Source organism: Bradyrhizobium sp. 190 (assembly GCF_023073415.1).
Classification (GTDB): Bacteria; Pseudomonadota; Alphaproteobacteria; order Rhizobiales; family Xanthobacteraceae; genus Bradyrhizobium.
The window spans coordinates 17,632-36,829 of the sequence record NZ_JADPJL010000070.1; the positions used below are offsets into that span (position 1 = coordinate 17,632).

A 19,198-nucleotide genomic window follows, 5' to 3' on the forward strand; every position below is an offset into this window, starting at 1 on the left:
AGCCCGCGTGAGCGCAGCGATATGCGGGGCTTTGGCAGGATCCCGGATATCGCTGCGCTCATCCGGGCTACGAAAGTGGCACCCATGACCATAGCCGAAGCCTACGACATGCCGGCCGCGCGCGCGCCGCTGGTGCCGCCAAGCCCACCTCGGGCCCCCGACGACATGACGGTGTTCGGGCGGATGAAGGCGATCCGCATTAGTCCGATCGGTAGCTGGGGCCAGCGTGCCTATGAGGAAGATATCGTCCAGAGCCGCTTCCTCGGGCGCAACACTTTCATCCTCAACACGCCTGACGCGATCAAGCACGTGCTGGTCGACAATTACGAAAACTATACAAGGACGCCGGTCGGCATCCGCGTGCTGCGTCCGATTCTCGGCCAAGGCCTGCTGATTGCCGAAGGACGCGCGTGGAAACACCAGCGCCGAACGCTGGCGCCGGCCTTCACGCCGCGCGCGGTCTCGACGCTCGTTCCGCACATGTTGGCGGCGACCGACGAGACGGTCGCCAAGCTCAGGGCGGCCAGCAACGCGCCCGTCGACCTGCGCGAGGCGATGCAGCGGATGACGCTGGAAATCGCCGGCCGCACCATGTTCTCGTTCGGAATGGATCGGCACGGCGCCGCGTTGCGCGACTTCGTGATGGAGTATGGCGAGCGGCTGGCGCATCCGCATTTTCTCGATCTGCTGCTGCCGCTCGGCTGGCCGAGCCCGCAGGATCTCTCCCGCGCCCGTTTTCGCAAGCGCTGGACGGCGTTCGTCGGCATGCTGATGGCCGAGCGCCGCGCCGCCGGCAAGAACGAGGGCGCACCGGCGCGCGACCTGTTCGACCTGATGGGTGAGGCGCGCGATCCGGAAACCGGTGAGGCCTTCACCGACGATCAGCTCGGCGATCAGATCGCGACGATGATTCTCGCCGGCCACGAGACGACGGCCACGGCGCTGTTCTGGGCGCTGTACCTTCTGGCGCTTGATCCTGCGATCCAGCAGGACGTCGCGACGGAGGTGGAGGGTGCAACCGTAGACGGCACGCTCGATATCGAGCGGCTGAAATTCACCCGCGCGGTGATCGATGAAACCATGCGGCTCTATCCGCCGGCGTTCCTGATCGCGCGTGCGGCAGGCGCCCCGGACACGATTGCGGGTCTGCCGGTCAAGAAGAAGGACATCATCCTGATCGCGCCGTGGCTGTTGCATCGGCACGAAAAGCTCTGGCGCGATCCGAACGCGTTCATCCCGTCCCGTTTCATGACCGGCACGCCGCCCGATCGCTTCGCCTATCTGCCGTTCGGTGTCGGCGCGCGCGTCTGCATCGGCGCGCATTTCGCGCTGGTCGAAGCAACGCTGGCGCTGGCGAAGATGATCGGCGCGTTTCATGTCGGCCTGGTCGACAAGGAGCCGGTGATGCCGATCGGCGTGGTAACGACGCAGCCCGACCGTTCGCCGATGTTTGCCATCACGCCCCGGTAGTATTTTTTTGATCAGCCTGGCTTGCCCGTTAGCGCGAAGAAAACGCGTCAAACAAGGAAGAGCACCTTGCGAAGCGGGCTTGGGAACGTCATCTAGGTCATCACCATGAGCGATACCCAGGCCCAGTTCTCTGTTCTGCGGCAGACCGCTGATCTAGCGGTGGTCGACGCCATCTCGCAATTGATCGCAAAGGGCGAGGATCGGGATCTCAACCGGATCAACCTGCTGGATTTTGCCGCAAGGTACGGGCTTGACGAGGAAAAGGTCATCTCGGCCTTTCTGCATTCGGCGCGGCTCGGGCTGTTCGATCTCAGCTGGAATGTCCTGTGCCCCGGCTGTGGTGGCGTGCTCGGTGCGCACAACACCCTGAAATCGCTTCGGCACGACGACTACAATTGCGCGTTATGCGCTCAGGGCTATGAGGCATCCGTCGACGACCGCGTGGAGGTTTCCTTCACCGTCAGTCCCCGCGTCAGGCGTATCGCGGCGCATGATCCCAATACGTTGCCGATCTGGGAATATAACCGCCAGATGTTCTGGAGCTCGGGGATGGACCTGAGCGAGGAATCGATCACGCGGCTGGTCGACGAGGTTTCGCTCGAGGCCATCGAGCTGCCGGCGGGCGAAAAGGCGGTGCTGTCGCTGCAGTTGCCCAATCAGTTCGTGATCGTGTTCGAGCCGGTAACGCATTCGGCGCATTTTCTGGATATCCAGGGCGAGCCGACCCGCGAGCGCCAGCAGTTTTCCATCGTCTTCAACAAGCTGCACGCGCCGACCGGCACGACCGTGATGCGTCCCGGGCCGCTGCGGCTATCTCTCGAAAACCAGACCGACCACCGGGTGCTGCCCGCGGTCTGGATCGCCAACGATACGCTCCACGAGCTGCTCGGCAAGCGCAAGCCGATCCTGACCGCCAAGCGGATGCTGTCCAACCAGACTTTTCGCGACGTCTTCAAGGCGGATAACCTCAATGTCGATCAACGCCTCAAGATCACCTCGCTGACGTTCCTGTTCACCGATCTGAAAGGCTCCACCGCGCTTTATGAAAGGGTCGGCGATCTCGCCGCATTCGATCTGGTGCGCGCGCATTTCCATGCGCTGCTCGAAATCATCGCGTCCGAGAAGGGCGCGGTCGTGAAGACGATCGGCGACGCCGTGATGGCGACCTTCATCCGGCCGGAACATGCGATCGTTGCCGGATTGCGCATGCGTGCGGCGATGGCTGAGCTCAATGCCGCGCGCAGCAGGGAGGATCTGATCGTCAAGATCGGTATCCACGAAGGCCCGTGCCTTGCGGTGATGCTCAACGAGCGGCAGGATTATTTCGGCCAGACCGTCAACATCGCATCGCGTGTGCAGAGCCTGTCGACCTCGCAAGAGATCCACATCACCGGACCTGTGATCGAATCGCCGGCGGTCGCTACGATCCTTCAGAAGCAGGCGATCAGGCCGATCCAGAAGGAAGCCGCGCTGCGCGGCATCGCCGACAAGATCGTGGTGTACGAGATACCGTGATCGCTACTCGATCACGATCTCGCCGGTCATGCCGAGTTCGGCGTGGGTCTTGCCGTCGCTGGTCTTGATGTCGCAGCGCAGGTCGCTGGCACGGCCCGCCGCGATCGGCACCAGCCACCATTCGGCGGATTGTCCCGGATAGACCTCGATCTCGCGGATCGCGCCCTTGAATTCGGCGAGCGTCACGGCCTTGCCGTTTTGCTGCTGCGTCACCTGCACCTTGCGCGTGAACACCATCTGCGAGAACGCATGCGAGGTGAAGTAATGCGGATCGCTGCTCGTGTTGCGCAGGATCAGCTTGTAGAGCTTGCCGGTTTCAAACTTCAGTTGCTTCGGCCCGAATTCGTGTTTGCCGGGCGAGCCGAGATCGACCGTCACCTCGATCGGCGTCTGCCTCGACAGGTCGCCCGCCGCCAGCGCAGCTCCCGAAGCTACTCCCAACACGACGGCAGCACCCAGTGCGAAGCGGAAGGTGGTCATGTTCGTTTCCTTTGAAAAATCGCTTGCTGGAACAATGGGTTCACCATTAATGCAAATGCGAATGATTTGCAATTGGATATCGACCTCGCTGCCTGCGGCGAATCGCGCAACCAGCCTCTGGCCGGCCGCGTCCTCCGAAGGAGGCTAGGTTTCGCGCGTTGAACCGACGCCTCCGGGCTCCGACCCAACAGGAAGCGAAGGCTCGGCAGACCGCTACGACCGTTGCGGGCGCTGCCCGATGTTCGCAGATGTTTCAGTCAACGTGACGTCGATTTAATCTGCCTGCACCGTGAGGCAGGCATCGCATGGATTGCGGAGGCCAAATCTTCGACCCATATTCGCTGAACAGCTTCCACGATTCTTGCAGGTAGATTGATGCTCGACGGACTGCGCCAATTCATTGCCGACATCGTTGCGCCCAGTGCGGATTCGGATCTCGCGTTCGACGACACCGGGTATCGCCTGGCGGCGACCGCGCTGCTGGTTCACGTCGCCTCGCTCGATGGCGAGCCGACCGCGTCTGAGAAGCGCAAACTACACAGCCTGATCGAGAGCCGCTTCAAGCTAGATCCCGGCAAGGCAGATCAATTGATCGCGCAGGCGACCCGGGCCGAAGGCGAGGCAGTCGATCTCTATCGTTTCACCAGCGTCATCATGCGTTCGGTCAACGAGGAAGGCCGGCTCCGCATCATCGAGATGATGTGGGAAGTGGTATACGCCGACGGCCAGGTCAGCGAGTTCGAGGATAATGTCGTCTGGCGCGCGGCTGATCTGCTCGGTATTTCATCGCGCGACCGGATCGATCTCAAGCACAAGGTGGCGGAGCAGCGGCAACAGGCCTCTTCCGTGGGCACGCCGAAAGCCGAAGACGCGGCGATGTGACAATGAGCTGCGCAGCCGCGCATCATTGCAGATGACGAAATTTTAATGTGCTGTGCAATCGGCTACGATAACGCGCGATAAGCCTGAAAATATAGAGACTTCAGCGCGTGGCGCACGCGGGTCCGCATGGCGCCATGTTCAGGGGATGGCTTGCGCCACACCGCGCGCCTATGCTCTCGTTCCCGTGCTGACGGCATAACCTTGAATTGATTTTTAAGAGCATTCAATCGTGACCGAGCGTGTGACGCTGATTACCGGTGCATCGGCGGGCATAGGCACCGAGCTGGCGCGCGTTTTTGCATCGAAGGGTCATCGCGTGGCGCTGGTGGCGCGGCGCGCCGATCGCCTGGAAGCGCTGGCCAGCGAAATCAAGACGGCGGGCGGCGCGGCGCCGATCGTCATTCCCTGTGACCTTGCGCAACCCGACTGCGGCGACAGGATTGCCGAGGCCTTGACCGCCTCCGGCGTAGAGGTCGAATACATCGTCAACAATGCCGGATTCGGCGTGTTCGGCAGAGCGATCCAGCGCGATCGCTCCAATCAGCTGGAGATAATCGCTGTCAACATCCGCGCGCTGACCGATCTGTCACTGCGGTTTTCCGATCACCTGATCCGCAATCGCGGCGGCCTTCTCAATGTCGGCTCGATCGCGGGCTTTCTGCCGGGCCCGGGAATGGCGGTCTATTACGCGTCCAAGGCCTATGTGCTGTCGTTCACCGAAGCCATGCGCGCAGAACTGGCACCACATGGCGTGCGCGTGACGGTGTTGTGTCCCGGTCCCGTGCCGTCGGAATTTCAGGCGCGCGCCGGATTTAGACCCGGTTTTGATTCAGCGATCCTCAACGTTTCGCCGGCCGATGTCGCGCGGCAGGCCTACAGCGGATTGATGGCGAATAAGCGGGCAGTGTTGCCTGGTTTGGGCATCAAGATCGTGCCGTTCCTGCTCCGGCTGTTTCCGCGCTCCTTTATCCTCGGAGCGGTTGGCCGCTTCCAGCTCCGCCAGCGCTAAAAAATCCCGGGTTTTTGCGGGGCCAAAGCCTGTTCGCACCGCGGTCGGACGCGCTGACCGCATCTGGCCCGCGGTTTGCTTACATTTTTGGATGTGTGCGTGAACTCACGCGAAATTAAGAGTCACCTAGGTATGGTTTCGGTGTGAGGTACCTGAGCAACGCTGATGTCGTTCCGGTCGAACAATAATCACGAAAACGTGCTGCCCTTTCCGGGCCGACGCACGGTGGGGGCGACTGACCCCACGCCGCTGCCACCGGTCCTGATCGTTCTCCATCAGGAAACCTCGACGCCGGGCCGCGTCGGCAATGCGCTGCGGGCGCTCGGCCACCCCCTCGACATCAGGCGTCCGCGGTTCGGCGATCCCCTGCCGGAAACACTGGACCGGCATGCCGGCGCGGTCATATTCGGCGGCCCGATGAGCGCCAACGACTCCGACGACTATGTCCGCCGCGAAATCGATTGGATCGAAGTTCCCCTGCGTGAGCAGCGGCCGTTTCTCGGCATCTGCCTCGGCGCGCAGATGCTTGCCAAACAATTAGGCGCGCAGGTCGCGCCGCATCATGAAGGCCGGGTCGAGGTCGGCTACTATCCGATCCGCCCAACGGAGGCCGGACATGCGCTATGCCCGGACTGGCCGGAGCGCGTCTACCACTGGCACGGCGAAGGATTTCAACTGCCTCGCGGCGCAAAACTGCTCGCCGAAGGCGACGACTTTCCGGTGCAGGCGTATCAGCACGATCATGCGTTCGGCTTCCAGTTTCATCCTGATGTGACCTACGCCATGATGCACCGCTGGACCACGCGCGGGTGCGTCCGCATGGATTCGCCGGGTGCGCAGCCGCGTCACCTTCATTTCGAAGGCCGCGCGGCGCACGACGTGATCGAGCGGGCGTGGTTGAAGAATTTCATTGCAGGCTGGATCGGGCGAGCGCCGCGCGCGATCATGCTGGATGCCGCCGAATAGCCGCCACGCGGAATTTTATCCGTGCCTGCGAGCATCTTTCAAAATTCCTGGATGTGATAGAGTCGCTATCTGAAGCCTGCGGATATCAGCGGGCGAAGGGAGGCGACATGACCGGCGACGAGTTTGCATCGCTCCTCAGTGATTTCACGCGATCGGCGGAGTCAGGCGATGGCGCGCGCTTCGCCAACCATTTCACCGAAGGCTCGCGCGCGAAACGTCAATGATAAGAACAACAGGGAGGTCGCGGTGAACTATCAGCATATTCTCTACGAGGTCAGCGACAAGATCGCGACCATCACGCTCAACCGGCCCGACCGCATGAATGCGTGGACCGCGACCATGGAGCGCGACGTGCGCCATGCGATGGAGGCGGCGGCCGGTGATGACAACGTCCGCGTCATCGTGCTCACCGGCGCCGGTCGCGCCTTCTGCGCCGGCGCCGATATGGAAGCCTTGCAGGCCATCGATCCCAGCGAAATCAGGCGCGGCGAGAACACGCCATCGTTCGACATGAACCGGCGGGCGGACTGGCAGACGCGCTATGCTTATTATCCGGCGATCCCAAAGCCCGTGATCGGCATGCTGAACGGCGCCACCGCCGGCATCGGCCTCGTCCATGCGCTCTATTGCGACCTGCGTTTTGCCGCCGACAACACCGTCTTCACCACCTCGTTCGCGCGCCGCGGGCTGATTGCCGAGCACGGCATCAGCTGGATGCTGCCGCGCATCGTCGGCCACGCCAACGCGCTCGATCTCCTGATGTCCGCGCGGCGGGTCTCAAGCGAGGAGGCGCTGCGGATCGGGCTGGTCAACCGGCTCTATCCGCCGGACCAGTTGCGCGAGCAGACCTATGCCTATGCGCGGGATCTGGCCGATTTCGTCTCGCCGAGTGCGATTTCGGTGATCAAGCGGCAGCTCTACGACGTGCCGTTCCAGACGCTCGCCGAGGCCACCATCGAGGCCAACCGCGAAATGCAGATCGCGCTGAAGGGGAGTGATTTCCGCGAGGGTGTGGCGAGTTTTGTGGAGAAGAGGCCGCCGAAGTTTACGGGGAAGTGATTGCTTGCGGGTCCAGCCCGTCGTCGCCCTTCGGGCTATGCCGGGCACCACGCTTCACCCTTCGGGCTCTTGCGTGGCTGTGCCACGCGTAGCCCGAAGGGCGAAGCGTGGTGGAGCCAGGCGGGATCGAACCGCCGACCTCGTCATTGCGAACGACGCGCTCTCCCAGCTGAGCTATGGCCCCGTCGCGACCGCCTCGAAGTGACCCGAAGCGGCCGACAATCGGCGCCATTTACAGTCCGGCCCAAGGCCAAGTCAAGAACGGTGCAAGAAACTTGAAACGGCCGATTTTGGCGTCATTTTGCCGGGAACTTCCCTTGTTTGCGGGGGGATGAACCGATATCTAGCTGATACCCTTCCTCTCGAGCCCCCTCCACATGCGCGCTGTCCTCGATATCATCATCATCGTCCTTGACCTCTACGTCTGGCTCCTGATCGCTTCGGCCATCCTGTCCTGGCTGATTGCCTTCAATGTCGTGAATACGCGCAACCAGTTCGTCGCGGCGGTGGCCGAGTTCCTGTACCGGATCACCGAGCCGGCGCTGGCGCCGATCCGCCGGTTCATGCCCAATCTGGGTGGGCTCGATATCTCGCCGATCATCCTGATCCTGGTCATCATGTTCGTTCAGCGGGTGATCGCCTACTACGTCTATCCCAACGTCGTCTGATCGCGGGCGCCGGCCGCCGATGGATAGCTCATGGATCCCTGGCGCTATTCCACCGAGGGCATCAGTGTCGCGCTGCGGGTGACACCGCGCGGTGGCCGCGACGACATCGACGGCGTTGAAACGCTCGCCAACGGGCGCTCCGTGGTCAAGGTGCGCGTCCGCGCCATCGCCGAAGGTGGCGAGGCTAACCGCGCGGTGACCGAATTACTGGCGAAGGCGCTTGGCGTACCGAAGGCGAAGGTGAAGATTCTGTCAGGCGTCACGTCGCGGCTGAAACAGGTCGCAATCGAAGGCGATCCCAAAATTCTCGGCGAAACGCTTCGGAAGGCGACCGTCGCCAAGGCGGAAAAGACGAAGGATTGAGATGACGGCACGCATTATCGACGGAAAGGTCATTGCGGCGGAGCTTCGCGCCCGCGTCGCGGAAGAGGTAGCAAAGGTCAAGCGCGAGCATCAGCTCACGCCGGGCCTTGCCGTGGTGCTGGTAGGCAACGACCCCGCGAGCGAGGTCTATGTCCGCAGCAAGCACACCCAGACCCAGGCGGCCGGCATGGCCTCGTTCGAGCACAAACTGCCCGCCGATGTGGCGCAGGCCGATCTGCTGGCGCTGATCGCAAAGCTCAACGGCGACCCAGCGGTGCACGGCATTCTCGTGCAATTGCCGCTGCCGAAATCGATCCACACCGAAACGGTCATCAACGCGATCGATCCCGCCAAGGATGTCGACGGCTTGCATCCCAACAATGCCGGCCGGCTGGCCGGCGGCTTTGCCGCGCTGTCGCCATGCACGCCGCTCGGCTGCATCATCCTGACCAAGAGCGTGCATGGCTCGCTGGAAGGCTTGAACGCCATCGTGATCGGCCGCTCCAACCTGGTCGGCCGTCCCCTGGTGCAATTGCTGCTCAACGAGAACGCTACGGTGACGATTGCGCATTCGCGCTCAAAGGATCTGCCGCAACTCTGCGCTCGCGCCGATCTGGTCTATGCCGCCGTAGGCAAGCCAGAGATGGTGCGCGCCGACTGGATCAAGCCGGGCGCCACAGTGATCGACGTCGGCATTAACCGCACGCCGTTACCCGACGGAAAACCCCGGCTGGTCGGCGATGTCGCGTTCAAGGAAGTCGCCGAGGTCGCCGGCGCCATCACGCCGGTGCCCGGCGGCGTCGGGCAAATGACGGTGGCGTGCCTCCTGGTGAATACGCTGCGCGCGGCTTGTGGGATTCACGGGCTGCCGAAGCCTGCGGTGTGAGGCAACGCTCTCTCTACGTCATTGCCTGCGACAAACGCGAAGCGTTTGCGCAAGGGAGCGAAAGCGACGAAGCAATCCATCTCGCCGCGCCAGAAGAATGGATTGCTTCGCTTCGCTCGCAATGACGTCGGAAATAGCTACCCCGCCGCATTCTCGATCAGCCGCCGATAGAACCGGATCATGTCGGCATAGCCCTCGACGGGAAGGCGTTCGTTGGTGCCGTGGAAGCGCTTCAAATCTTCCGAATTGGCGCGTACCGGCGAGAAGCGGAAAATCTTGTCTGTGATATCTGTGTAATGGCGCGAGTCGGTGGCGGCTACCATCAGGCCGGGCGCGACGATCACATCCGGATAGATTTCCCGGATGGTCCGGTTGAGCATCTGGAACGATGGACTTGCGGTCGCCGTCACCGGCGGCGGGTCGGTGTTGCCGGGAAACGGCTTGATGGAAATACGGTCATTGGCGATCGTGTTGCGCACGTGATCGATCACGCTTCCTTGCGTGTCGCCGGGAATCAGGCGGAAGTTGACAGTCGCCTCGGCATTGCCGGGCAGCACATTGTCCTTGTCGCCGGCGTTGAAGATCGTCAGCGCGGTGGTGGTGCGCACCATCGCTTCCGTCGGCCCGCTCTTTTCGAACTCGCGCAGCAATAGCGGCCTGAACAGCCAGAGGTTCGACAGCACCACGCGGTTGAAGCCGGACATCTCGGGCGCCAGCGTGTCGAACATTTCCGCGACCGTAGAGCGGATCTGCATCGGCAGGCGGCGATCTTCCAGCCGCGCCAGCGCTGCGCTCATCATGCCGATCGCGGTGTCGCGGGGCGGCATCGACGAATGGCCGGGCGTCGCCTGCGCGTTCAGCACCAGCGTGGCATAGCCCTTTTCGGCAACGCCGATCAGCGCGGCCGGCTTGTCGAGGCCCTTCATGATGCCTTCGGTGATCAACAGGCCCTCGTCGATCACGAAATCGAGGCGGATGCCGCGCGAGGCGAGCAGCGCCGCGATCGATTTGGCGCCGGCGGTGCCGGCCGTTTCCTCGTCATGGCCGAACGCGAAATAGATCGTGCGCTTGGGGCGGAAGTCGGCCTTGGCCATCGCCTCGGCGGCCTCCAGCATGGAATAGAGGTTGCCCTTATCATCCCAGGAGCCGCGGCCCCAGATGAAGCCGTCCGATATGACGCCGTCAAAGGGCGGCTGTTGCCAGTCCTTCTCGGTGCCGGGCGCCACCGGCACGACATCCTGATGCGCGAGGAATGCGATCGGCTGCGCCCTCGGGTCGGAGCCTGCCCATGTGTAGAGCAGGCTGTAGCGACCGACGATTTCGCGTTTGGCCGCGGCATGAAACGCCGGGAAGCTCTTTTCGATATGCGCGCGCATGCCGCGGAGCGCTTCGGCGTGCTGGTCGGGCTTTTCGTAGCTGGAAATGGTCCGGAAGCGGATCGCTTCGGCCAGGCGCTTGGCGGATGCCTGTGCGTCGACCTCGGCGCGCGGCACGGCGGTTACCTGGAGCTGCCGCGAACCGTGGGTGAAGGTGTTGAACGCCAATACGCCGGCGACGATGATGATAACAGCGATCGCGAGCAGCAGGATGTTGCGGATGATGCGAAGTGCCCGGCGCATGGTGTTGTCCCCCGTCATTGCGAGCGTAGCGAAGCAATCCATGGAGCAACAAGCGGTAAATTGGATTGCTCGTCGCTTTGCTCCCTTGTGCAAACGCTTCGCGTTTGTCGCAGGCAATGACGGTATCCGCGCGACGCCTACTTCTTCTTCGCCCGCTCAATGCCTTCCAGGATCAGCCGGTGGGCATCCTCGGCGCCGCCCCAGCGCAGCACCTTCACCCATTTGCCCTTCTCGAGATCCTTGTAGTGCTCGAAGAAGTGCTGGATCTGCTGCAGCGTGATATCGGGGAGGTCGCTGTAAGTTTTGACCTTGTCGTAGCGCTGGGTCAGCTTCGAAGACGGTACCGCGATGATCTTCTCGTCGCCGCCGGCCTCGTCTTCCATCAACAACACGCCGACGGGGCGCACGCTCATCACGGCGCCCGGCACGATCGCGCGGGTATTGGCGACCAGCACGTCGCAGGGGTCGCCATCGCCGGACAGCGTGTGCGGGATGAAGCCGTAATTTCCTGGGTAGCGCATCGCCGTATAGAGGAAGCGGTCGACCACCAGCGTGCCGGCTTCCTTGTCCATTTCATACTTGATCGGCTCGCCGCCAACCGGCACTTCGATGATGACGTTGACGTCGTGTGGCGGATTTACTCCGATCGGGATGGCGTCAATGCGCATAAGGGGCTCCGCTGGCGTTAAGGGGCACGCCCGGAATCAGGCGCACGTCAGGGTCCGTTTAGACCCGCAGCGGAGCAGGGAAAAGCCTGAAATAGCTTCAGTTGGTCCAGGCGAAAGCGACTTTATCGAGCGACTTGGGCCCGAATTTCTCCGAGGAGCGCGCCACCATCCGGCCGCCGAGCGCACGGTAGAATTCCGTCGCCGTGTCGTTGTCGGACAGCGCCCAGATCACCATGCTCTTCAGCCCGCTTTGCATCAGGTCGCGCCGGGCGGCGGTGAAGAGGCGGCGGCCGAAGCCGAGGCCCTGGAATTCCGGCCGCAGATAGAGCTCGTAGATCTCGCCCTCGAAATGCAGGCTGCGGGCGCGGTTGCGGCCGTAATTGGCGTAGCCCGCGACCTTGTCGCCGAACACCAGCACGCTGACGCGGCTGCCTTTGCGGATCGCGCTGTCCCACCATTGCGGGCCGCGGCGGTTGATGAGTTTTTCGAGCTCGGCGCCGGGAATGATGCCCTGATAGGCGGACCGCCAGGCTTCATCATGGGTAGACGCCACCGCAGCTGCGTCTGCAGCCTTGGCCGGTCGGACCTCGATCAGGGTTGTGCTCATGACCCGATCAAAGCAAGTCAGCGGGCCGGCTTCAAGGTCCATCGTTAATTATCGGTTAACCTGTGGATTTTCTGCATCAGTTTTTCTGTCCTTCTGTATCGAAAGAGGACAACGGTGCTGTCCTTAACGGTATTTGCCGATGAATGTGGGCGAAATGGTTGTCAGAATTACCTGCGGAAACGCCTCCGCGAATTCCGTTCACGGAAAAATGCGCTGGATTTGATTCGCCGGCGGTATTCTGTTGGTGACTTCGCAAATGCGCCCTCCCTCGGCTGTGTCAGGCCCGTTCATGCGTTCGCCAAACGTGCTTTTTGCGCTGGTTCTCGTTGCCGCGCTCGGTATGAGGGCTGCGGCGGCGCAGCCCGCCCTTGGCGGGCAAGGTGCGGAAGGCGAGCCTCACCGGCTGCAGCAATGGCTGGTACCTTCTCCCGATCCCGCCACCGCTGCGCATGCGGTGCTGTTTCGGCCGCCCGGCGAGGGTCCGTTTCCGCTTGCCGTGATCGCCCACGCCTCCACCCAGAACGCGCTGCGACGGGCGCAAATGCCGCAGTCCGAATACCGCGCGCTCGCCGCCTGGCTGGTGGCGCGCGGTTTTGCCGTGTTGATTCCCGAGCGTCCGGGCCATGGCGCGACCGGTGGAAAGTACCTCGAGGATCAGGGCGGCTGCGATGAGGCTGATTACGCCAAGGCGGGACGCGCCACGGCGGATGCGATAGCCGCAGCGGTCGGCTTTGTACGGAAGCAATCCTTCATCCGGCCGGACGGTATCGTGGTGATCGGCCATTCGGCCGGCGCCTGGGGTGCGCTGGCGCTGGCCAGCGAAGAACCGACGAAAATTGCCGCCATCGTCGCGTTCGCGCCGGGGCGCGGCGGGCATGCCAATGATTTTCCCAACCGGGTCTGCGCGCCGCACGCGCTGATGGCCGCGGCGGGCGAATTCGGCAAGGCCGCGCGCGTGAAGGTGACCTGGCTGGTAGCCGCCAATGACAGCTACTTTTCGCCCGCATTCTCGCGCCAACTGGTCGACGCGTTTCGCAACCCCGGCGGCAAGGCCGATTTTCACGTGCTGCCGGCCCATGGCGGCGAGGGGCACTGGCTGGTGGAAACCGAGGGCGGGGTAAAACTCGCTGGACGCGACCTCGATCGCGCCTTGAAGGCACGATCTGCAACCTCGGCAAAGAAGCGGTGACGCTGTATTTCCTCATCAAATATCTGCATGTGGTCGGCGCGATCGTCATTATCGGCACCGGCGCCGGCATCGCGTTCTTCATGCTGATGGCCCATCGCAGCCGGGACGCGGCCTTCATCGCGCGTACGGCTGGGACCGTCGTGATCGCGGACATGCTGTTCACGCTGACGGCGGTGCTGCTGCAGCCGGTGAGCGGTGGCGTGCTGATGTGGTTGTCCTCCACCGCCTGGAGCGAGCGCTGGCTGATGACCTCGCTCGGGCTCTATGCGGTCGCGGGGCTGTTCTGGGTGCCGGTGACCTTCATGCAGATCGAAATGCGCGATCTCGCACGCAAGGCGGCTGAGCAGAACCAGAAGTTGCCACCGCGCTACTTCGCACTTTTCCACCGCTGGTTTCTGTTCGGCATTCCCGGTTTTGGCTCTGTCATGGCTATTCTCTGGCTGATGATCGCCAAACCGCTTTAGGCACATGAACGCCGACATCCGAAAAATCCTCGTGCTCGGCGCCTCCGGTCTGATCGGCCGCTTCGTGACCGACGATCTGCGCGGGCGAGGATTTTCCGTAGTGGGCGTTGCCCGAAGATTAGCCGCTTCTCAGAAGGGCGGCCCACTCGATCTCGAACTGCCTGTCATGTCGATGGAAGCAGCTCAACTGGCGCGGCTGCTGCGCGATCACCGCATCGATGTCGTCGTCAATTGCCTCGGCGTGCTGCAGGACGGCCCCGGCAGCGACACCGCCGCTGTGCATCGCGATTTCATCGCGCGATTGTTGCAGGCGATCCGCGACAGCGACCGTGTGATCCGGTTGGTGCATATCTCGATTCCAGGCACGGGCGATACCGACCGAACCGCCTTCAGCATCACCAAACGCGAGGCCGAGCGGCTGATCGCGGAGTCCGGCGTCGCGTTCACGATCCTGCGGCCGGGCTTCGTGGTGGCGCTTGCGGCCTATGGCGGCAGCGCCATGGTGCGCTCATTGGCGGCGTATCCGCTCGATCTCCCGGCCGCCGAACGGGCCGCGCCATTCCAGCCGGTCGCCATGGAGGACATTGCCGCGACCATCGCCTGGCTTGCGGCGCGTGATCCTGGCGAGGCGAACGCCGTGACATGGGACCTGATGCAGGAGCAGCCGGTCACGCTCGGTGACGTGATCGATCAATTCCGCGAGGTGTTCGGCACCGGCAGATGGTGGCGCATCGTGATGCCGGCGTTCCTGCTCGATCTCGGCGCCAGGCTCGGCGATCTCGCGAACCAGTTCGGCTGGATGCCGCCGATGCGAACCACCGCGATAGCGGAGCTGCGCCGCGGCGTCAGCGGCGACCCCGCCGGCTGGATGGCCGCCACCGGCATCGTGCCGAAGCGCATCGAACAGACGGCCGGAAGGCGCCCGGCGACCATTCAGGACAAATGGTTTGCCCGGCTGTTCCCGATCAAGGCGCTTGTCATCGCAAGCCTCGTGCTGTTCTGGGTCGTCTCGGGCTTCATTGCGCTGGTGATTTCCTATGACGCTGCGGCGGAGATCCTGCGCAGCCACGGCTTCCCGCCGGCGCTCATAGGCCCCATCACCGTCGGCACCAGCCTGATGGATATGAGCATCGGCGTGTTGATTGCGTTCCGCCGCACCGCGGCATTTGGTCTGATCGCGGGCATCGCCGCGTCGCTCGGCTATATGATGGGCGCGGCGATCCTGACGCCGGACCTCTGGATCGAGCCGCTCGGCGCGCTGGTGAAGACCTGCCCCGCCGTCGTGCTGATGCTGGTGGCGCTACTGACATTGGATAATCGATGACCCCAAACCCATGACCCCAAAACCCGTGACCCAATGGCCCGACGATGACGTGATCCTCTATGACGGCGTCTGCGTCTTCTGCTCGCGCTGGGTCCGCTTCGTCGCGACCCGCGACGTCGAGCGAAGATTCCGCTTCACCGCGATCCAGTCGCCCTACGGCACGCGGTTGGCGCAGGCGTTCGGGATAGATCCCGATGACCCCGATACCAATGCCGTCGTGCATGGCGGCGTGGCCTGGTTCAAATCCGATGCCGCGTTGACGGTGCTGAGCTCACTGCCCGGCTGGCAATGGACGCGCGCGTTGTTCGCGGTCCCGAAACCGCTGCGGGATGGCGTCTATGGCCTCGTTGCGCGCAACCGGTACCGGATTTTCGGCAAGTATGAGGAATGCTTCGTGCCGGATGCGGAGATGCGGGCGCGGGTGATGGAGTAGGGCCGCACTAAGCTTCCCGCAAAACTCCTCGGAGCAGGATGAGATTCGGCTGAGCTGTGGCGACGGACGATCTTTGCCCAAGGCTGCGAACCGGCCCATTCTACTTTGCATGGGGTTGTTTTTGCGATTTGTGTCTAGGGGCCGGTGGGGTACCCGGAAGCGCGTTTGCACTGTGTCCGTGATAGGAGATCGTTAATGCTTCGAACTAATAGCGGATCGATCAGACTCCGACCCGACCCCCTCTATTACCCGCGAGCGCAGCAATAACTTCCTCAGCCGCTCTCTCCCCACTATCCCTCGCCCCATGTGCGGTGGAGAAAAATTCCGGCGACGTTGCCTCTCCCGCAAAGAACAGCCGGCCGTCGACCGGCGCCGCCAGCACCTCTCGATCTCCTGCGTGACCCGGCAGCGCGTGCGAATACGAACCTCGCGCAAACGGGTCGTGGGCCCAGCGCGATTCCGCAAGCGGCTTCAGCTTGCGGCGAAAATCATTGCCGAGGATTGAGACGATCTCGTTGATGCTCTCGGCGGCGAGCGCGCCGGGGCCGGCGTCTTCCAGCGACTGCGCAAAACGGCCGCCGAAAAAACCGTCGATGCAGGGTTGGCCGAACGGGCGGATGTGATACGTGCCCATTGCGGTGCGCATGGTGGCGGCGCGCAGATTGCCCTCTTTCGGCAGCGCTTCCGGCTCGTCGAGCGCGAGCGTCACCTTGTCGGCGAGGCCGAGCGGCAGGCCGCGCGCGGCGTCGACCTTTGCCGGCAAGGGCGGATGAAAGCGGATGGCTTCGTCCGCGATCAAACTGGTCGGCACGGTGACGATGACCTTGTCGGCCGTCAGCACGCCCTGCGAGGTCTCGATGCGAACGCGCTTTGCCGAATGATCGATCAGCGTCACCACGCGGTTGAACGCGAGCGGACATGTCGCGCCGTAGGCGGCAATCAGCGCGCCGTAGCCGCGGCGGATGCGCCAGTTGAGGTCGGTATCCTCATAGGCGTCCATGTCGAGAATGGAGACCTGATCGAGCTCGCAGCCGTTGATGTAGGTCGAGATCGCATCGATCATCGGGTTCCAGCGGTTGCCGGGCTCGAGGAACAGGCTGGCGGCAACATCGCGGCCGCTCCGCTCGGCTTCGATCGCAGCCTTCTCGGCGCGATCGTAGAACGCATCGAGAGCGCGCATGTAGTCGTCGCGGTCGTCTTGCGGAAACGCCTTGCCATAGGCGCGCTCGCGCCAGGGCGGCAGCGACTTGTTGATTTCGAAATTCAGTTGCTCGGCAATTTTAACGAAGGAGTTCTGGTCCGCCGAATGCAGCCAGCCGCAGCCGACGTCGAAGGTGACGTCAGGCGAAGCCATGATGGTGTGCGCCCGGCCGCCGACGCGGTCGCGCGCTTCGAGCACGAGGACGGAGAGGCCGGAATTCTTCAACGCATTGGCGGCGCCGAGGCCGGCAGCGCCGGCGCCGATGATGGCGACATCGATTGAGGAGGGGAGGGAGGACATGCCATTGCCTCTAGCATGTTCGCCGCCGCGCCTGAAGCCGCCCCGTGCATAGCCGTCATCACCCGCCTTGTGCGCAATTGCGCACTGGGGCGGGTGACCTAGTATTCCAGAGACGTAAGTGATTGAATCGAGAGGTCGCGGCGTACTGGATGCCCCGCCTTCGCGAGAGCTTTGCATAAGTGGCCGCGAAGACCTTACGCCACCGCTTCCTTGGCCTTTTCCGCGCGCTTGCGGTCGTTGGCGTCCAAAAACTTCTTGCGCAGGCGGATCGACTTCGGGGTCACCTCAACCAGCTCGTCGTCCTCGATATAGGCCAGCGCCTTTTCCAGGGTCATCCGGATCGGCGGCGTCAGGCGCACCGCTTCGTCCTTCGACGTGGTGCGGATGTTGGTGAGCTGCTTGCCCTTGAGCACGTTGATTTCGAGGTCGTTGTCGCGGGTGTGCTCGCCGACGATCATGCCCTTGTAGACCTTCCAGCCCGGCTCGATCATCATCGGGCCGCGATCTTCCAGCTTGAACATCGCATAGGCCACCGCTTCGCCCTGATCGTTGGAGATCAGTACGCCGTTGCGGCGGCCCTGAATGTCGCCCTTGAAGTTGGCGTAGCCGTGGAACAGGCGGTTCATGATGGCGGTGCCGCGGGTGTCGGTGAGCAATTCGCCCTGATAGCCGATCAGGCCGCGGGTCGGTGCGTAGAACACCAGCCGCAGGCGGTTGCCGCCGGACGGGCGCATCTCGATCATCTCGGCCTTGCGCTCGCTCATCTTCTGCACGACGACGCCGGAATGCTCCTCGTCGACGTCGATCACGACTTCCTCGATCGGCTCCTGCCACTGGCCGGTGGCTTCATCCTTCTGCAGCACGACGCGCGGACGCGACACGGAAAGCTCAAAGCCCTCGCGGCGCATGGTCTCGATCAGGATCGCGAGCTGCAATTCGCCGCGGCCCGACACTTCCATGGCATCCTTGTCCGTCGCCTCGACCACGCGCAGCGCGACATTGCCTTCGGCCTCGCGCAGCAGGCGGTCGCGGATCATGCGAGAGGTCACCTTGTCGCCTTCGGTGCCGGCGAGCGGCGAGTTGTTGACGATGAACGACATCGACACTGTCGGCGGATCGATCGGCTGCGCCACCAGCGGCGTCTCGACGGAGGGATCGCAGAAGGTGTCGGCGACGGTGCCCTTGGTGAGGCCCGCAATCGCAACGATGTCGCCGGCGTCGGCTTCATCGAGCGGGGTACGCTCGATGCCGCGGAAGGCGAGGATTTTGGTGATGCGGCCCTGCTCGATGGTCTTGCCGTCGGCGCCGAGCACCTTCACGGCCTGGTTCGGTTTGATCGAGCCGGAAGTGATGCGGCCGGTGATGATGCGGCCGAGATAGGGATTGGCTTCGAGGATGGTGCCGATCATCCGGAACGGGCCTTCCTCGACGGTCGGCGGCGCGACGTGGCGCACGATCAGGTCGAACAGCGGCTGCATGCCGGCTTCTGGCGAACCGTCCGGGCTGTCGGCCATCCAGCCCTGCTTGGCCGACCCGTAGAGAATCGGAAAATCGAGCTGCTCCTCGCTGGCGTCGAGCGCCGCGAACAGGTCGAACACTTCGTTGATGACTTCGGTCGGGCGGGCGTCGGGACGGTCGACCTTGTTGATGACGACGATCGGCTTCAGCCCGACCTTGAGCGCTTTGGAGACCACGAATTTGGTTTGCGGCAGCGGACCTTCGGCCGCGTCGACCAGCACCAGCGCGCCATCCACCATGTTCAGGATGCGCTCGACCTCGCCGCCGAAATCGGCGTGGCCGGGGGTGTCGACGATGTTGATGCGCGTGTCCTTCCACTGCACCGAGGCGGCCTTGGCCAGAATGGTGATGCCGCGCTCGCGCTCCAGGTCGTTGGAGTCCATCGCGCGCTCGGTCACCTTCTGGTTCTCGCGATAGGTGCCGGATTGCTGCAGCAGGCGGTCGACGAGGGTGGTCTTGCCGTGGTCGACGTGGGCGATGATGGCGACGTTACGAAGGTTCATGGCTCTTCTTCTGGTCGTGCATGGTGGATGCGCGATCTCACCGGAAAACCGGGACCCACTTTTCCGGATCGCGC

General features: G+C 63.2%; 19 protein-coding genes and 1 tRNA gene. 13 read left to right on the plus strand and 7 right to left on the minus strand.

Annotated features, from left to right (window positions below):
* Positions 1 to 84 precede the first annotated feature (84 nt).
* Positions 85 to 1,470, plus strand: coding sequence for a cytochrome P450 (locus IVB22_RS37185; RefSeq protein WP_247522113.1), 1,386 nt, complete (start codon positions 85 to 87; stop codon positions 1,468 to 1,470).
* A gap of 105 nt (positions 1,471 to 1,575) precedes the next feature.
* A complete protein-coding gene (locus tag IVB22_RS37190; RefSeq protein ID WP_247522114.1) occupies positions 1,576 to 2,985 on the plus strand; it encodes an adenylate/guanylate cyclase domain-containing protein in 1,410 nt (469 codons plus the stop codon).
* Between the two features lie 3 nt (positions 2,986 to 2,988).
* On the opposite strand, the gene IVB22_RS37195 is transcribed toward IVB22_RS37190, so the two are convergent.
* Positions 2,989 to 3,465 carry a hypothetical protein gene (locus tag IVB22_RS37195; RefSeq protein ID WP_247522115.1) on the minus strand — a complete coding sequence of 159 codons (477 nt, stop codon included), beginning with the start codon at positions 3,463 to 3,465 and terminating at the stop codon, positions 2,989 to 2,991.
* A gap of 375 nt (positions 3,466 to 3,840) precedes the next feature.
* Between IVB22_RS37195 and IVB22_RS37200 the strand changes: the two genes are divergently transcribed.
* The 4 genes from IVB22_RS37200 (at position 3,841) to IVB22_RS37215 (ending at position 7,381) form a co-directional block, all read left to right on the plus strand.
* Positions 3,841 to 4,347: a TerB family tellurite resistance protein gene (locus tag IVB22_RS37200; RefSeq protein ID WP_247522116.1), complete on the plus strand. Its 507-nt coding sequence runs from the start codon at positions 3,841 to 3,843 to the stop codon at positions 4,345 to 4,347.
* Positions 4,348 to 4,576: 229 nt separating this feature from the next.
* Positions 4,577 to 5,356: an SDR family oxidoreductase gene (locus IVB22_RS37205; protein WP_247522117.1), complete on the plus strand. Its 780-nt coding sequence runs from the start codon at positions 4,577 to 4,579 to the stop codon at positions 5,354 to 5,356.
* Positions 5,357 to 5,521: 165 nt separating this feature from the next.
* Complete coding sequence (locus IVB22_RS37210; protein ID WP_247522118.1) at positions 5,522 to 6,322, plus strand: glutamine amidotransferase; 801 nt, start codon at positions 5,522 to 5,524, stop codon at positions 6,320 to 6,322.
* 246 nt (positions 6,323 to 6,568) lie between these two features.
* Complete coding sequence (locus IVB22_RS37215; protein ID WP_247522119.1) at positions 6,569 to 7,381, plus strand: enoyl-CoA hydratase; 813 nt, start codon at positions 6,569 to 6,571, stop codon at positions 7,379 to 7,381.
* Between the two features lie 108 nt (positions 7,382 to 7,489).
* Here IVB22_RS37215 and IVB22_RS37220 read toward each other — a convergent pair.
* Positions 7,490 to 7,565 (minus strand) — tRNA-Ala (locus IVB22_RS37220).
* A gap of 193 nt (positions 7,566 to 7,758) precedes the next feature.
* Between IVB22_RS37220 and IVB22_RS37225 the strand changes: the two genes are divergently transcribed.
* From IVB22_RS37225 to folD, 3 genes are read left to right on the plus strand one after another with little or no spacing between them, the layout of a single operon-like run.
* Complete coding sequence (locus IVB22_RS37225; RefSeq protein WP_214488268.1) at positions 7,759 to 8,049, plus strand: YggT family protein; 291 nt, start codon at positions 7,759 to 7,761, stop codon at positions 8,047 to 8,049.
* A gap of 30 nt (positions 8,050 to 8,079) precedes the next feature.
* Entirely contained in the window at positions 8,080 to 8,412 is a 333-nt protein-coding gene (locus IVB22_RS37230) for a DUF167 domain-containing protein (protein WP_247522120.1), read from the plus strand.
* Position 8,413: 1 nt separating this feature from the next.
* Positions 8,414 to 9,298 carry a bifunctional methylenetetrahydrofolate dehydrogenase/methenyltetrahydrofolate cyclohydrolase FolD gene (gene folD / locus IVB22_RS37235; protein ID WP_247522121.1) on the plus strand — a complete coding sequence of 295 codons (885 nt, stop codon included), beginning with the start codon at positions 8,414 to 8,416 and terminating at the stop codon, positions 9,296 to 9,298.
* A gap of 137 nt (positions 9,299 to 9,435) precedes the next feature.
* Here the strand turns inward: folD and IVB22_RS37240 are convergent, their stop codons facing one another.
* From IVB22_RS37240 to IVB22_RS37250, 3 genes are all read right to left on the minus strand, one after another.
* Positions 9,436 to 10,917, minus strand: coding sequence for a M20 family peptidase (locus IVB22_RS37240; RefSeq protein WP_247522122.1), 1,482 nt, complete (start codon positions 10,915 to 10,917; stop codon positions 9,436 to 9,438).
* Positions 10,918 to 11,054: 137 nt separating this feature from the next.
* Positions 11,055 to 11,585 carry an inorganic diphosphatase gene (ppa, locus tag IVB22_RS37245; RefSeq protein ID WP_214488272.1) on the minus strand — a complete coding sequence of 177 codons (531 nt, stop codon included), beginning with the start codon at positions 11,583 to 11,585 and terminating at the stop codon, positions 11,055 to 11,057.
* Positions 11,586 to 11,682: 97 nt separating this feature from the next.
* On the minus strand, positions 11,683 to 12,192 hold the full coding sequence (locus IVB22_RS37250; protein ID WP_247522123.1) for a GNAT family N-acetyltransferase: 510 nt from the start codon (positions 12,190 to 12,192) through the stop codon (positions 11,683 to 11,685).
* A 289-nt stretch (positions 12,193 to 12,481) separates the two neighbouring features.
* Between IVB22_RS37250 and IVB22_RS37255 the strand changes: the two genes are divergently transcribed.
* Genes IVB22_RS37255 through IVB22_RS37270 form a run of 4 tightly spaced genes read left to right on the plus strand, consistent with a single transcriptional unit; the run spans position 12,482 to position 15,602 of the window.
* Positions 12,482 to 13,381: a S9 family peptidase gene (locus IVB22_RS37255; RefSeq protein WP_247522124.1), complete on the plus strand. Its 900-nt coding sequence runs from the start codon at positions 12,482 to 12,484 to the stop codon at positions 13,379 to 13,381.
* The gene (locus tag IVB22_RS37260; protein WP_247522125.1) at positions 13,378 to 13,845 is read left to right on the plus strand and encodes a DUF2269 domain-containing protein; all 468 of its coding nucleotides are present in this window, start codon (positions 13,378 to 13,380) and stop codon (positions 13,843 to 13,845) included. The genes IVB22_RS37255 and IVB22_RS37260 overlap by 4 nt, the downstream gene beginning before the upstream one ends.
* A 4-nt stretch (positions 13,846 to 13,849) precedes the next feature.
* Positions 13,850 to 15,169, plus strand: coding sequence for an SDR family oxidoreductase (locus IVB22_RS37265; protein ID WP_247522126.1), 1,320 nt, complete (start codon positions 13,850 to 13,852; stop codon positions 15,167 to 15,169).
* Positions 15,170 to 15,194: 25 nt separating this feature from the next.
* The gene (locus IVB22_RS37270; protein WP_247522150.1) at positions 15,195 to 15,602 is read left to right on the plus strand and encodes a thiol-disulfide oxidoreductase DCC family protein; all 408 of its coding nucleotides are present in this window, start codon (positions 15,195 to 15,197) and stop codon (positions 15,600 to 15,602) included.
* A 220-nt stretch (positions 15,603 to 15,822) separates the two neighbouring features.
* Here IVB22_RS37270 and IVB22_RS37275 read toward each other — a convergent pair whose 3' ends face one another.
* Together IVB22_RS37275 and typA are read right to left on the minus strand one after the other, a co-directional pair.
* Positions 15,823 to 17,103, minus strand: coding sequence for an NAD(P)/FAD-dependent oxidoreductase (locus IVB22_RS37275; protein WP_247522127.1), 1,281 nt, complete (start codon positions 17,101 to 17,103; stop codon positions 15,823 to 15,825).
* A gap of 194 nt (positions 17,104 to 17,297) precedes the next feature.
* Complete coding sequence (gene typA, locus IVB22_RS37280) at positions 17,298 to 19,124, minus strand: translational GTPase TypA (RefSeq protein ID WP_247522128.1); 1,827 nt, start codon at positions 19,122 to 19,124, stop codon at positions 17,298 to 17,300.
* Positions 19,125 to 19,198 lie beyond the last annotated feature (74 nt).

Excerpts from the sequence above, each read along its gene's own strand:
- IVB22_RS37210 (WP_247522118.1), top strand. The coding sequence starts at position 5,522 with ATGTCGTTCCGGTCGAACAATAATCACGAAAACGTGCTGCCCTTTCCG.
- IVB22_RS37200 (WP_247522116.1), top strand. The coding sequence starts at position 3,841 with ATGCTCGACGGACTGCGCCAATTCATTGCCGACATCGTTGCGCCCAGT.
- IVB22_RS37250 (WP_247522123.1), bottom strand. The coding sequence starts at position 12,192 with ATGAGCACAACCCTGATCGAGGTCCGACCGGCCAAGGCTGCAGACGCA.
- IVB22_RS37240 (WP_247522122.1), bottom strand. The coding sequence starts at position 10,917 with ATGCGCCGGGCACTTCGCATCATCCGCAACATCCTGCTGCTCGCGATC.
- folD (WP_247522121.1), top strand. The coding sequence starts at position 8,414 with ATGACGGCACGCATTATCGACGGAAAGGTCATTGCGGCGGAGCTTCGC.
- IVB22_RS37190 (WP_247522114.1), top strand. The coding sequence starts at position 1,576 with ATGAGCGATACCCAGGCCCAGTTCTCTGTTCTGCGGCAGACCGCTGAT.
- IVB22_RS37275 (WP_247522127.1), bottom strand. The coding sequence starts at position 17,103 with ATGTCCTCCCTCCCCTCCTCAATCGATGTCGCCATCATCGGCGCCGGC.
- typA (WP_247522128.1), bottom strand. The coding sequence starts at position 19,124 with ATGAACCTTCGTAACGTCGCCATCATCGCCCACGTCGACCACGGCAAG.
- IVB22_RS37185 (WP_247522113.1), top strand. The coding sequence starts at position 85 with ATGACCATAGCCGAAGCCTACGACATGCCGGCCGCGCGCGCGCCGCTG.
- ppa (WP_214488272.1), bottom strand. The coding sequence starts at position 11,585 with ATGCGCATTGACGCCATCCCGATCGGAGTAAATCCGCCACACGACGTC.
- IVB22_RS37265 (WP_247522126.1), top strand. The coding sequence starts at position 13,850 with ATGAACGCCGACATCCGAAAAATCCTCGTGCTCGGCGCCTCCGGTCTG.
- IVB22_RS37195 (WP_247522115.1), bottom strand. The coding sequence starts at position 3,465 with ATGACCACCTTCCGCTTCGCACTGGGTGCTGCCGTCGTGTTGGGAGTA.
- IVB22_RS37225 (WP_214488268.1), top strand. The coding sequence starts at position 7,759 with ATGCGCGCTGTCCTCGATATCATCATCATCGTCCTTGACCTCTACGTC.
- IVB22_RS37230 (WP_247522120.1), top strand. The coding sequence starts at position 8,080 with ATGGATCCCTGGCGCTATTCCACCGAGGGCATCAGTGTCGCGCTGCGG.
- IVB22_RS37255 (WP_247522124.1), top strand. The coding sequence starts at position 12,482 with ATGCGTTCGCCAAACGTGCTTTTTGCGCTGGTTCTCGTTGCCGCGCTC.